This window comes from Nostoc sp., from assembly GCF_036917275.1.
Taxonomy (GTDB): domain Bacteria; phylum Cyanobacteriota; class Cyanobacteriia; order Cyanobacteriales; family Nostocaceae; genus Nostoc.
Window position 1 is genome coordinate 318,957 of record NZ_JBALDF010000032.1, and the last position, 12,186, is coordinate 331,142.

Genomic DNA, 12,186 nt, shown 5'->3' on the forward strand with positions numbered 1-12,186 from the left:
CAATGCAATTACTCAAGTTTATAACCTTAGTTAATTAAAAATTCAGTAATCTTAGTAGTCTAATAAAACACAGCCATTGGCAGATGTTTCCGGGAAAGATAAAGATGGATAGCACTTAGACATTTCATGAACTGATGCAGTTGAAGTATATAGAATTAAATGATGTCAGTCAATTCTAACGGAGATGGATAAGAAGATACTGTTTCTAAGGAAACACTTCTAGCTGCAAAAGAAAGTTTAATCAGAGAGGCATTTTAAAGGTTGCGACAACGTTAAGTCAATAAATACCTCCATTAGACTGACTTAGTAACAGTGATTTTCGGTGAAATTATCTTAAATTGGCGTAAATGGTAAAGTTCGGCTAATTTTAACCTTTGCGTTTTGGTTGTCTGGGGATAGTACTTAGATCAGAGGAGTCGCCAAAAGTATCTCTTGCCTCAATCTCTTTAATTTTCATTTGCAAATTCAAGTCATCACTGCTAACAATTGTTTCTAAATTCGCTAATCTTCGCTCTAACAGTTCTATTTGCTGCTGTTGCAAATAGTTAGTTTTTGATTTTTGCCCATCAGAACGCCAAACAGCAACTGTACCAACAGCTGCACCGCCAATAGCAACTAAAGGGAGAATAGCACCGCTTCTAGTAACGGCTGACAGTGGAACGCAAACTCCGAGAATGGCGACTGTAAGTACCCAAATTCTGGTGGTAGCAGATAATCTGACATCTTCGTATTGTTCTAGATTATTTTGAGATTTTTTAGCCATAAGTTTATCCAAAGAAAAGTTATTTGCTAGATTGACACAATTACTTGTTAAAATACTTCCTACAATTGGGTTAAGTATAATTGCTTGACGAAAGATGACAGTTCGTGCTTTTTTCCAAGCCGCTAAATAAATACTGCCAAGCCTCTGATAGAATCCTTTGAGCGTAAGTAGTTAACTTTATTATGACAAGTGCATCTTATATTTTTCTGGCTGGAGCAAGTCGCGGTGTTGGTCGAGAAATTGCCAAATACCTAACAACGCAACAGCTAAAGGTCAAAGCACTCCTGAGAACAGCAGCAACTGCTGCTGAACTAGAAAAAATTGGTATTGAGGTAGTTCAGGGAGATGCCTTGAATGTTGGCGATGTAGAACGGGCAATGCTGACAGATGCACCTATTCACACTGTTATCAGTACAATTGGCGGTTTACCATCAGATGTAGAAAGGCCGGATTACCCTGGTAATAGAAATCTGATCGATGCAGCAGTTAAAGCTGGGGTGCAAAAGTTTATTCTTGTATCTTCCATAGGTGCTGGCAATAGTGTTGTTGCTGCGTCCCCCCAAGTTTTAGAGGTACTGGGAAAAGTTTTAGCTGAGAAAGACAAAGCTGAACAACACTTAATTGCCAGTAAACTCACCTATACAATCATCCGTCCTGGTGGACTCAAGTCAGAACCAGCAACAGGTAATGGCGTTTTAACCGAAGATCCGCAGATTATTGGTAGCATCAATCGTGCAGATGTCGCGCAATTAGTTGTTCGCTGTTTAAATAGCCAACACGCCAATAATAAAATTTTGTCCGCAGTAGACCGAAACATGCTGTTTGGGCAAAGAGAATTTGCAGAATTTAGTTTGGGTTAGTGCCCCTAAAGCTTCTTCTCAATGCCCAATGCCTTTTAGATCAACTTCTCAGGTGTAATGGGTAAATCACGGATGCGCTTACCTGTGGCATGGTAAACTGCATTGGCGATCGCAGCTGAAACACCTGTGATCGCAATTTCGCCTACACCTCGTACACCTGCTGGATTGAAGTTGAAATCAGGTTCGCCGACGAAAGCCACCTGAATGCGAGGAATATCTGCATGGGCTGGGAAGTGATAGGTAGCAAGGTCATAAACCACGGGATAGCCGATGTTTGGATCAACCTGGCACTCTTCCATTAAGGCTTGCCCAATACCCATGATCACGCCACCACGGACTTGACTGGCGACTGTCTTAGAGTTGATAATTCGCCCGATATTCATCACTGACACCCAGCGCGTCACCCGCAAACGTCCGATTTCTTCATCCACGCTGACTTCGCAAAAATGTGCGCCCCAAGACTGGAACGCCCATTCCTTGGTTTCATCGCCAGGAGCAGAGGATGCTGTGGCCTCAATTGCTGCCTGGCCGGACTGACTCAGAGTTGCAAACGCCTCTTGTGCAGTCTTAGCATTAGCAGTTTTCAGAACTTGCTCACAAGCTGACATTACCGCCGGCAAAAGAGATGCTGTCATCATGGAACCACCCGCCATGCCTCCATCTGGTAGCAAGGAGTCGCCCAACTCTACGTGTATCTGTTCGACGGCTAGCCCCAATGCGTCTGCTGCTGTGGCTGCAACAACCGTATATGTGCCAGTGCCCATGTCATTCCCAGCGGTAAGAACATGGGCAGTACCATCTGCTAGCAGCCGTACCTTGACTGATGCTTTCCCCCGCCTGCCAGGGTAGGTTGCTGCCGCCATCCCCCAACCAACGAGTTTACCATCGGATGTCAAAGAACGGGGCTGTTTTGGTCTGTCTTTCCAGCCAAATTGCTCCGCACCCAAGAGCAAACAGTCAGCAAAATGTTTGGCTGAAAATGGCTGACCTTCGCGTTGGTGTTCTTTAGTTTGGTTTTTCAGGCGTAGTTCTACCGGGTCAATCTTTAGCATCCAGGCCAACTCGTCCATCGCTGACTCCATCGCCCACATCCCAGGATTCTCTCCTGGCCCGCGCATGAATGTTGGTGTCCCGATGTTCAGCACCGCTAGTTCCTGCTTCAGTTGCAAATTCGGCGCTGTGTACATAACTGGCGTGACCGAAGTACAGGGTTCTGTAAACACATCCACTGGTGAGGTACAGGATTTAACCTCATGGGCGATCGCAGTTAAACTACCATCAGCAGTTGCTCCCAAGCGCATAGTTTGCTCGGTTTCGGAGCGGTGTCCGGCGTTCGCTGTCATTTGCCGTCGGCTGAGGACGACTCTGAGAGGACGCTGAAGTTCACGAGCAGCCGCAGCACAGAGAATTCCGTGGGGCCAGGGAAAGGCTTTGGAGCCGAAACCTCCACCCAGGAATGGTGTGACGATATGAACCTGTTCAGTTGAGAGTTCAAAGAGTTGTGCATAGGTGCGCTGGCTTCCCGACACCCACTGAGACGGCTCGTAAACAGTGAGTGAGTTTGCATCTTGCCAGTGGGCAATGATCGCATGGGGTTCCATCGCCGCGTGCAGTTCGATGGCTGTCTTGTAGGTAGCTGTAAGTTTCGTTGTTGCACTTGCCACCCCTGCCGCAAAATTCCCCTTTTCAAACTTTAGCTCTTGACCCATCTGCGGTGGTGCCTCCTTGAAGGTGGCTTTCGCAGCTTCCACGACTGGCTTTTGGCTTGTGTATTCCACCTTGAGCAAATGCGCCGCATCACGCGCCCGCTCGAAGGTGTCTGCTACTACCAAACCGATAATTTGCCCTGCATAGTGAATTTTGTCATCCGACAACGGCAGACGAGCCTCGTAGATTTTCGAGGTCATAAAGTCGTTGGCTGGCATAAACATTTTCGGCGAGTTTTTATGCGTGAAAACATCTATCACACCTATTGCCTTTTCTGCCACAGTGGTGTCGATGTTTTTAATTTGCCCATTGGCAATGCTGGCGGTGACAAGATAACCGTGAACCAGACCTGGAATTTGATGTTCTGCGGCGTAGGTTGCCGTGCCCGTTACCTTTGCCCGTCCATCCTTGCGGTCGATGGCAGTCCCAATTACTTTGTTCATACTACGCCTCCTCCTTTAGCTGATACCGCAAGTGCGCGACGAATTGCCCGCTTTGCCAAGTCAACTTTGAAACTGTTATAAGTTAATGGTTTCGCTTCTTGAAGTGCAATTTCTGCCGCCTGTTGAAACGTTGCAGTATTGGCACTCTTGCCGATCAAAAACTTTTCTGCTTCCTTTGAGCGCCAAGGTTTATGGGCTACGCCACCCATTGCCAAGCGCACATTCTGAACCTGCTCACCCGCTAAATCAATCGCAGCTGCCACAGAGACTAATGCAAAGGCATAGGAAGTGCGATCGCGTAACTTTAAGTAAACCCCTGATTTGGCAAACGGCACTGGGGGCAAAACCACAGAGCTAATCAATTCACCTGGCTCTAAGTTTGTATCTCGCTGGGGTGTATTCCCTGGTAGTCGGTGAAAGTCTGTCAATGGTATTTCTCGCTTACCGTTGGGGCCTTCCACAACAACAACAGCATCCAGAGCCGCAAGAGGGACACACATATCCGAGGGTTGAACTGCCACGCATTGGTCACTGGCCCCAAGGATGGCGTGCATCCGGTTAATGCCCGTTGCGGCCGGACAGCCGCTTCCCGGTTGCCGTTTGTTGCAAGGGAAGGCGGTATCGTAATAGTAGGGACAGCGAGTGCGTTGCAGTAGGTTGCCCCCTACGGTTGCCATATTGCGGATTTGTTGAGACGCACCAGAAAGAATCGCCCGGGACAGGATTGGATAATCGCGGCGAACATCAGGATGGTCTGCCACTGCTGTGTTAGTTACCAGCGCTCCAAGACTTAGACCACCCTCACTTGTGCGTTCAATGCGCTTCATCTCTAATCGAGAGATGTCGATTAGTTGCGATGGCTCATCTAGAAAGACTTTGAGACGGTCAACCAAATTCGTACCGCCTGCAATCAATATCGCATTTTGGTCATCCGTTGCCCGTTCAACCGCATCTTTCACAGAGGTAGCACGGGTGTAAGTGAAGTTGTTCATCTGAGCATCTCCTGGGGTTCATTGACCATCACATCTGCGGCAGGAGAGGGCGGTTTTTGTCCCATTACCTGCTGAACTGCTGCCACAATGCCGTTGTAAGCGCTACATCGACAAAGATTACCACTCAGTCGCTCCTTGATTTCAGCTTCAGAGAGTTCAGTCAACTGTGGGGGACTAGCCAAATCTGAGGTGATAACGCTAGCACAGCCGCGTTTTACTTCATCAAGTAAGGCAACAGAAGCACAAATCTGTCCTGGGGTACAATAGCCGCACTGGAAACCATCGTTATCAATGAATGCTGCTTGCACTGGATGGAGAGTATCGCCCATCGCTAGCCCTTCAATGGTGACGATCGCCTTGTCTTCCTGCATCACTGCCAAACTCAGGCAGGAATAAACTCGCTCACCATCGATCAGAACAGTACAGGCCCCACACTGTCCGTGATCGCATCCCTTTTTGCTGCCCACTAGCCCCAGGCGATCGCGCAGGGCATCTAAGAGTGTGACACGCGGCTCAAGGTCGAGGGTTTGCTGCTCACCGTTAACAGTAAGTTTCACGTTTATCTCACCTGGATTACTTTGGCTAGCTTCCTTTACTATAGTTGCCTGATTGAGTAATGAGGGAGCGGTTATAGCTGTTCCGGCAGCAGTCAGTACCTGTCCCAAAAAACCGGGTTGGGATGTTTTGTTTTCCATAATTCGTACTTCTAAATTGAATAATGCGGTAATTCTGAGAACTTAGGGACATGCATAGCTATTTAGTATTGTGTACATAAATTAAGGTCGAGTGCAGGTAAAAGTCTGGGTAAATAACGAAAAAATTAGACAAAGTACGCTTTCCGAAATAGCCGGATCGTATTCTCAGCCATTGATTTAGCATAGGGCTTGCTGTTTGTCCCACCTCTGTTAACTAGAGCGATAGTTCACTCAGTATTTCTTAACAAAACGAAATATTTTGTCCTGGGTTCAAATGTCTATTTGAGGCTAAATTCTCAGTTTTGGTTTTTAGGCGATGTCTACGGCGTGGTAAGAGAAGTAAATCTGGCGTTGCAGAACAGTGGGATGAATTTGGGCAAGCAGGAGAGATCAGCCTTAGTTGTTAAATCATCCCGCAAATATGCAACGCCGTAAATCTTAATTTTAAGCACGCCACCGGAGTATTTGACCCTTGACAGGATTGACAAATTCTCGTCTTTCAGTGACAGACCGAGCGTACTCCCGCTTTAACTGGTAATACCACTGCGCCTGCATATCTGAGTCCTTAATCAGTCGCAGCACAGGATTATATTGCAAACCAATCTGCTGCTTTTCCACAACAGTTCGGTCTTGACCAAGGAAAGTCCGTGTCAGCACATGCATCAATGGCTTGAAAAATCCTGCCCAAGGCAGTGTCCAGTAAAGAGCAAAAGTTACCTCGGTTTCTGTGTCTGAAATGGGTGTGACTGCCGTTAAATTAACGACTCGATGGTTGCCAATCGTGGTTTCTTCAATTCTGACTCCAGGTAAACGAAAAGAAATTTCCGTTTCCGGTACACCACCGCCAATCAGCCAGTATAATCGACCCCCATTCGCTGGTAATCGGTGTCGTCGCATCGTGAAGCCGTAGGGCGAAGCGTCGAATTGCTTCACTTCCTCGTGCAGTTGCTCATTTCGCCACCACCAAGCGCGATGAACATAGGGTGAATGAGCAGGATCCATCAGACCTACCACTGCATGATCTACAAAACAGGGGAATTTCATGACCTCTACAAACTGCGGCGAACGCTCATCAAATCCTGGAATGACCGGAATCTCCATGTCAGAAGCAGGCTGAGGGTTATCGGGATCAGTTATATATATCCAGATATTCCCTTGGGCTTCCCGAATTGCATAGGATTGAACGTCGAAGCGACTCAAATCCATCTGCTGTTCTTCTAAAAGAGACGGGATCGCAGTACAGCGCCCACCGGAGTTAAAGCGCCAACCGTGGTAGCAGCATTCCACTTCCTGCCCATCAAATCTACCACAACTTAAGGGCACAGCCCGATGAGGACAAATGTCCCGCATCGCAGAGACTTTGCCATCGCGATCGCGGACTAGCAGCACCGATTCTCCCAAGAAAATCCGGCTGATCATCATACCTGGCTTGATCTGATTACTAGGCAGAGCATAGTACCAAGTATTACGTAATACAAAGTTATCGTTATTTTTCATAGCTAATTGCGTCTGCCTTTGACACAACGAAAGTCCTGGTTTGTGGAAAGGAAGGTTATGCTTGAAAACATTCTTTCAGATTTTTAATTGCTGTAAGTAAATTCAACTGATACACTTGTTGGTCGTGTTCGTAATTCTCTCAGATTTTGGATAATCTGCGATCGCTCCAGGTGTGAAGTTGCATTATTCGCCAGAAATTTGCACAAATACCGTTCTTTTGCGCGGTCCATCCAACTCAAAAAACAACACAGATTGCCAGGTTCCTAAAGCTAATTTACCATCCACAATGGGAATTATCTCACTAGTAGTCAGCATCATTGCCATTAAGTGAGAGTGAGCATTAATCGGCTCATCTTCCGGGACATCTCTTAAATGCAAGTCATTATGCAAATAACTGTCTGATTCTGGTGCTAATTTTTGCAAGAACATTTTTATATCTTCTAACAACCTGACTTCATTTTCATTGATAGCTAAAGCTGTTGTTGTGTGTCGAGAAAATACTAAAATTTGTCCATTTTTAATTGATGTTGAAGCCAGAAAATCTTGAATTCGTGGTGTGATATTATAAATATTAATTTTTGGCTCAGTTTCAATTTCAATTAACTTATTAATAATTGGCATCTGTTCAATAGTATATTTGTAATTGCAAAGAAGGTACGCCAACACAGTTTAACGCCCTCATAAATTAAATATCAACTCCTATACAGACGCGATTAATCGCGTCTTTCCTAACTCCTAACTATAGTTTCCAAACCTTGCACTAATCTTTCTATACCTTCTTTTGCCGTCTCTTTTTGTAGCGCCCCATAGGCAACGCGTAGGTAGCATCCATCACCCATACCAAAGGTTGTACCTGGAATGACTGCTACTTTATGTTCCTGGATTAGTCTTTTAACTAACTCAAAAGCATCCATCTGAGCATTAACCTTGAGGAAAAAATAGAAAGCGCCGTTAGCGGGTGTAATGCTACATAAACCTTGTAAGCGGTTAAGGGAGTCTAATACTAATTGCCGTACTTGAGCGATCGCACCTATATTACTCTTTAAATACTCCTCTTTTGCTTGTAAAGCCCCTAAAGCTGCATATTGAGAAATTACTGGCGGACAAATCAAAATCGTATCCTGGACTTTTTTGATCGCAACAAATAAGTGTTTGGGAATCACCATGTAGCCAATGCGCCAACTGGCAAAACCGTATGCTTTAGAAAGGCTAAAGAGAGAAATGGTGTACTTGCTACTATTCCCAAATGCACCAGGGGAAACGTGTTTTACCCCGTTATAGGTAAAATATTCATAGGCTTCATCGCTAATGTGGTAAATGCCGCGATCGCTACAAATTTGATTTACTTGGCGCAATGCCGCTTGTGAATAGACAACTCCAGTCGGGTTATTTGGCGAAATTGTGACTACAGCCCGTGTTTTAGGAGTAATTGCTTGAGCGATCGCTTCTTTTCGCAATTGATAATTTTCATCCGTCGCCACTAACACTGCACGACAACCACCCATTGCGATCGCCATTTCGTGGTTGAAATAGTAGGGCGTATTCAGAATAATTTCATCGCCTGGGTTAGTGATCGCAAGAATGGCATTCATAAATCCCATATTGCTCCCCGCTGTCACGACGATGCAGTTTTCTTCATTGATTTCAATGTTGTTGAAAGCTTGCAATTTTCCTGCAAGTGCTGTCAACAATGGCGGAATTCCTTCAACTGATTTGTATAAATTATTAGTGGGTTCGGCGAAGAATTTGGGTAAAAATTCTTTGGCTTCCGGTGGCGGGTTGTAATAAACAACACCCTGTCCTAGAGAGATTGTTCCAGGGGAGTTTTTAATCAGTTCCCCAACCACAGGAATAATTGGCGACTGTACCGCCTGCATACGAGAGGTTAGGGATTCCATATTTCCTTGCCTATGTACTTACCTAGCTTTAGTATCTCTTAATATGGAAGACATGGAAAGTTCCTCTGTAACAGACTCCCACACTGTATGCTTGCATCAATGTGAGAGTCTGTCACTAAAATGATTAACCAGATTTGCGACTACCCAAAAATTTAGTCAATCGAAATCTGTTGAGGTCCACTTGCTTTGCCGTTATGTGCGTCTATTGTGATGCTGGTGTAACTATTTGAGCGGATCTGTTTATCCAGCCAGCTTTTAACGGGATCGTCTGCAAGATTCAGCCGAAGCACACCAGAGAATAACCCACCCACAAATGAGACTGGATGCTGGATAAATTCTCTGAATATAGGTGACAATTCATTAATGAACATTAGAAGACTCCTGGCGGTGCCGTAAAAAATTATTACTTCTTAATTGATCGTAACCTGTTGAGCAATATATGGTTAACGGTAATGAAAGATACAAATTTTGTCTGCCATAGGGTCAGATTTTGAAAAAATTGTAGAATTGCGGACAGAAGACTGGTCAACAACATAAATAAATAAATGAAAACGCCAGTAGCCTAATTCACTTGTGACTTTATTACTTTAGGTATAGGCAAATACCCGTGTTTAGCTGATTCATCCCGCATCTATGTAACACCAAAATTCGATGCTTATTCTGTTCAAAGAATGTGGCAATAGTGTTCCAGGAATTCAGCTACATCGTAGTGAATACAGCGATCGCCCATTTGTACCGCCAAGTGCAGTTTGAAACCGAAGCCATCGAAATTTGAATAGATGCTCGATGAGGATTCATAGACGCGCCGAGTAATATACTGAAAAGCCTGTACTTAGGTACAAAATTAAGTGAAAATACGGTACATTTTCGTCTATTGTGCGAAAAAGGATAATATCTAGAAAATTTCTAGATATCCACCCTAAACTAAATATTTACTTAAAACAAGTTTGTATAATATTAGTATAGTATTAGCATCAATAAAAATTCTGAATATGCAGATCAACTTAGTTCCGGTATGTGAATCTGGTGTTTCCTACGGTGGCGAAATGATGAGAGATGCAATCACTCGGTTCAGGAAGCGGCTGCTTGCTGTTATTGTTGTTTGCCCCGAAGAAGGTTTTGAATACACAGGTGAAGAAGCCAGACCTGATAACATCACTCGTGTCCATATTAATGCTGCGATCGCTTTGTTTCGTGAGCCAGGAACTATCGGTCAAGTCACAGGGTTCATTCATGAAAACGGAATGAACATTAATATATCTGGCACAGGTGGTAGATATGGGCAAGAGTTTATGAAATGCTTAACCCAAAATGATATCCAGCCCTGGTTTTATCCAGTGAAACCAGTTTATGAGAGATTCAAAGAATGGTCAGGAAAATCTGAGAATTTTTATGAAGTAGGTTTAGATTTATCAAATCACGAGCGTCTGAAATATTGGGAACAGTTTTTAATAGATGAGATTGTTCCGCATCTCTATACAGAGATGTTAAGCATTTTCGGTGGAAGGCGAACAGGAACTTGGCAAAAATCTTGGCAGACAGATGAGACAGAAGAGGACTATACAGACAAAGATCAATTAGAAGCAATTCTCTCTAATACTGCTTTTTCTCGTACTTTCTTGGATGAGATTGCAAGTTTGCGAGTATTGAATAAACTCAGTGTGCCAGACCTGAAAGCGAAGAGAACTCTGAGAAGACATATTTATGTTGGTGTAATAGCGTGTCTCGAAACTTACCTATCTGATGCGTTTATAAATACGGTTTTGTCGAACAAAGATTATTTAAGCTCCTTTTTTACCTCATTCAAAGACTTCAGAGAACAAAAACTTGGCATGAATGAACTTCTTGACGTTGCTAGCAAAGCAGAAGAAATAGCAAATAAAGCAATGTTAGAAGTCCTTTACCATAACTTACCTAAAGTTAGTAAGATGTACGATACAACACTTAATATTGTATTTCCAAATTTCTCTGAAATTCAAAAAGCTGTATCAATAAGGCACGATTTAGTACATAGGAATGGAAAGACAAAAGAGGGCAAAGAGATTATTATTGATGACATGATGGTTGATGATATTATCTCTAAAGTTGAAAGCTTCATTAGTGAAATTGACCAAAGATTGAAAGAAAAAGATAACCCTTCTGAGTCTTCCAGTGCAAACTAACAAGTCCATGAAGCGGACGGACGAGAGATTTTGATTGTGCTGCCGAGGTTATTTGCCGCTGCTGAAGGGGAACGTTAGCTGGCTTAGGTTATCTGTTGAGGCACGACCGGAAAGTTTTCTGTGAGAAGCGCGATCGCATTCAACATTTGCCAGATAAAATGCTGGGACACTAAACCTAATTAGCGCACCACTAACTTATTCTGTGAAGCAGCTTCCTGAATTACATACTTGTTGCTTGTAAAGACCTGAATACCCGGAACAACACTATAATCAATGTCATCTGTGATAATTTGAATTTGTCCTGCTCCTGCTCTACTAATCGCTTCTAAAAGCAGTAGGTCATAGCCATCAACAGCTTGAGTTTTGAATCGGTTGATGGCTGCATCAGTTGTTGCATCATCTACTGTTAGATCAATAGGAATAGCGATCGCTTTAACCCGACGCCAAGTAAACTGAACTTCAGCAACGACATTCGCCCGTTCTATTGAGTCATTATGCCGATACTCTTTGATTGGTAGCCACCCATGAGATTGGATATAAATCTCATATTCGGTTTTCTCAATGATATGAGCAAGCTCTGCTAAAATAAGCCCAGAGTAGGTTAGAGTAGCTCCGTTTGAAAGTGCTTGATTGAGATAGTTGGGATAATTGTTAAGTTGGTAAGATTTAGCGCTAAACCCAGCATTTGCATAAGCGTACCAAAACCAGACGTTTGTATCTACGAAGAAAATATCACCTTGCTGTGAAGTATCAGTTTTGATGTTGATGACATCAGCTTGGATCTTGAGCTTAATCGCCATACCTCAAGGAGTTACAGCTATATTTTTGATCACTGTATCCACAGCAGTCCGATATTTCTCATCAGAGTAATATCGTTTGGCTTTAGCCATTACATGTTTCAGAACATCATACCCATCAGCGTTGAGAGAAGTGAATTCAACTAGCTGGTTTAGTTTGTCTGCTGGAATGTCCTTCAACAATTGACCAAGGGCGAAGTTCACGAATGGAGACGCAAAAACTTTCACGCCTGTAAAATCCAACTCTACAGGTTCGCCAGCTAGCAAAAGTGGATAAATCTGGTCATATAGTTTCTGTCCACCATCAGGAGTGATGGCATATTCTCCAACAATATCGTAAATTTTGTATACCATTTCTTTATCTCCCGCTCT

At 43.9% G+C, this 12,186-nt stretch carries 13 protein-coding genes; 3 read left to right on the forward strand and 10 right to left on the reverse strand.

Annotation, left to right across the window (positions count from 1 at the left end):
* Window positions 1-367 precede the first annotated feature (367 nt).
* Window positions 368-763 (reverse strand): hypothetical protein, encoded by a 396-nt coding sequence (locus V7K35_RS12675; RefSeq protein WP_335079402.1) that lies wholly within the window; start codon window positions 761-763, stop codon window positions 368-370.
* Between the two features lie 182 nt (window positions 764-945).
* On the opposite strand from V7K35_RS12675, the gene V7K35_RS12680 reads away from it, so the two are divergent.
* Window positions 946-1,623, forward strand: coding sequence for an SDR family oxidoreductase (locus V7K35_RS12680; RefSeq protein WP_335079404.1), 678 nt, complete (start codon window positions 946-948; stop codon window positions 1,621-1,623).
* Between the two features lie 35 nt (window positions 1,624-1,658).
* Here the strand turns inward: V7K35_RS12680 and V7K35_RS12685 are convergent, their stop codons facing one another.
* From V7K35_RS12685 to V7K35_RS12695, 3 genes are read right to left on the reverse strand one after another with little or no spacing between them, the layout of a single operon-like run.
* Window positions 1,659-3,773 (reverse strand): xanthine dehydrogenase family protein molybdopterin-binding subunit, encoded by a 2,115-nt coding sequence (locus tag V7K35_RS12685; protein ID WP_335079406.1) that lies wholly within the window; start codon window positions 3,771-3,773, stop codon window positions 1,659-1,661.
* Window positions 3,770-4,765: an FAD binding domain-containing protein gene (locus tag V7K35_RS12690; RefSeq protein WP_335079408.1), complete on the reverse strand. Its 996-nt coding sequence runs from the start codon at window positions 4,763-4,765 to the stop codon at window positions 3,770-3,772. Before V7K35_RS12690 ends, V7K35_RS12685 begins: the two co-directional genes overlap by 4 nt.
* The gene (locus V7K35_RS12695; protein ID WP_335079411.1) at window positions 4,762-5,460 is read right to left on the reverse strand and encodes a 2Fe-2S iron-sulfur cluster-binding protein; all 699 of its coding nucleotides are present in this window, start codon (window positions 5,458-5,460) and stop codon (window positions 4,762-4,764) included. The genes V7K35_RS12690 and V7K35_RS12695 overlap by 4 nt, the downstream gene beginning before the upstream one ends.
* 282 nt (window positions 5,461-5,742) lie before the next feature.
* On the opposite strand from V7K35_RS12695, the gene V7K35_RS12700 reads away from it, so the two are divergent.
* Window positions 5,743-5,895: a hypothetical protein gene (locus V7K35_RS12700; protein ID WP_335079413.1), complete on the forward strand. Its 153-nt coding sequence runs from the start codon at window positions 5,743-5,745 to the stop codon at window positions 5,893-5,895.
* 9 nt (window positions 5,896-5,904) lie between these two features.
* On the opposite strand, the gene V7K35_RS12705 is transcribed toward V7K35_RS12700, so the two are convergent.
* From V7K35_RS12705 to V7K35_RS12720, 4 genes are all read right to left on the reverse strand, one after another.
* On the reverse strand, window positions 5,905-6,957 hold the full coding sequence (locus V7K35_RS12705) for an aromatic ring-hydroxylating dioxygenase subunit alpha (protein ID WP_335079415.1): 1,053 nt from the start codon (window positions 6,955-6,957) through the stop codon (window positions 5,905-5,907).
* Window positions 6,958-7,140: 183 nt separating this feature from the next.
* Window positions 7,141-7,578 carry a secondary thiamine-phosphate synthase enzyme YjbQ gene (locus V7K35_RS12710; protein ID WP_335079417.1) on the reverse strand — a complete coding sequence of 146 codons (438 nt, stop codon included), beginning with the start codon at window positions 7,576-7,578 and terminating at the stop codon, window positions 7,141-7,143.
* A 107-nt stretch (window positions 7,579-7,685) separates the two neighbouring features.
* Window positions 7,686-8,855 (reverse strand): pyridoxal phosphate-dependent aminotransferase, encoded by a 1,170-nt coding sequence (locus V7K35_RS12715; RefSeq protein ID WP_335079419.1) that lies wholly within the window; start codon window positions 8,853-8,855, stop codon window positions 7,686-7,688.
* A 152-nt stretch (window positions 8,856-9,007) separates the two neighbouring features.
* Window positions 9,008-9,226: a hypothetical protein gene (locus V7K35_RS12720; protein WP_334797166.1), complete on the reverse strand. Its 219-nt coding sequence runs from the start codon at window positions 9,224-9,226 to the stop codon at window positions 9,008-9,010.
* A 621-nt stretch (window positions 9,227-9,847) separates the two neighbouring features.
* Here V7K35_RS12720 and V7K35_RS12725 point away from each other — a divergent pair.
* Entirely contained in the window at window positions 9,848-11,017 is a 1,170-nt protein-coding gene (locus V7K35_RS12725) for a hypothetical protein (protein WP_335079421.1), read from the forward strand.
* Window positions 11,018-11,196: 179 nt separating this feature from the next.
* Here the strand turns inward: V7K35_RS12725 and V7K35_RS12730 are convergent, their stop codons facing one another.
* Both V7K35_RS12730 and V7K35_RS12735 read right to left on the reverse strand, forming a co-directional pair.
* Entirely contained in the window at window positions 11,197-11,817 is a 621-nt protein-coding gene (locus V7K35_RS12730; RefSeq protein WP_335079424.1) for a hypothetical protein, read from the reverse strand.
* A 3-nt stretch (window positions 11,818-11,820) separates the two neighbouring features.
* The gene (locus V7K35_RS12735) at window positions 11,821-12,168 is read right to left on the reverse strand and encodes an STAS-like domain-containing protein (protein WP_335079426.1); all 348 of its coding nucleotides are present in this window, start codon (window positions 12,166-12,168) and stop codon (window positions 11,821-11,823) included.
* Window positions 12,169-12,186: the final 18 nt, after the last annotated feature.

What these genes read in the sequence shown, in the direction of transcription:
- V7K35_RS12695 (WP_335079411.1), bottom strand. Translation starts at nt 5,460, where the DNA reads ATGGAAAACAAAACATCCCAACCCGGTTTTTTGGGACAGGTACTGACT.
- V7K35_RS12675 (WP_335079402.1), bottom strand. Translation starts at nt 763, where the DNA reads ATGGCTAAAAAATCTCAAAATAATCTAGAACAATACGAAGATGTCAGA.
- V7K35_RS12680 (WP_335079404.1), top strand. Translation starts at nt 946, where the DNA reads ATGACAAGTGCATCTTATATTTTTCTGGCTGGAGCAAGTCGCGGTGTT.
- V7K35_RS12720 (WP_334797166.1), bottom strand. Translation starts at nt 9,226, where the DNA reads ATGTTCATTAATGAATTGTCACCTATATTCAGAGAATTTATCCAGCAT.
- V7K35_RS12685 (WP_335079406.1), bottom strand. Translation starts at nt 3,773, where the DNA reads ATGAACAAAGTAATTGGGACTGCCATCGACCGCAAGGATGGACGGGCA.
- V7K35_RS12715 (WP_335079419.1), bottom strand. Translation starts at nt 8,855, where the DNA reads ATGGAATCCCTAACCTCTCGTATGCAGGCGGTACAGTCGCCAATTATT.
- V7K35_RS12725 (WP_335079421.1), top strand. Translation starts at nt 9,848, where the DNA reads ATGCAGATCAACTTAGTTCCGGTATGTGAATCTGGTGTTTCCTACGGT.
- V7K35_RS12710 (WP_335079417.1), bottom strand. Translation starts at nt 7,578, where the DNA reads ATGCCAATTATTAATAAGTTAATTGAAATTGAAACTGAGCCAAAAATT.
- V7K35_RS12735 (WP_335079426.1), bottom strand. Translation starts at nt 12,168, where the DNA reads ATGGTATACAAAATTTACGATATTGTTGGAGAATATGCCATCACTCCT.
- V7K35_RS12690 (WP_335079408.1), bottom strand. Translation starts at nt 4,765, where the DNA reads ATGAACAACTTCACTTACACCCGTGCTACCTCTGTGAAAGATGCGGTT.
- V7K35_RS12730 (WP_335079424.1), bottom strand. Translation starts at nt 11,817, where the DNA reads ATGGCGATTAAGCTCAAGATCCAAGCTGATGTCATCAACATCAAAACT.
- V7K35_RS12705 (WP_335079415.1), bottom strand. Translation starts at nt 6,957, where the DNA reads ATGAAAAATAACGATAACTTTGTATTACGTAATACTTGGTACTATGCT.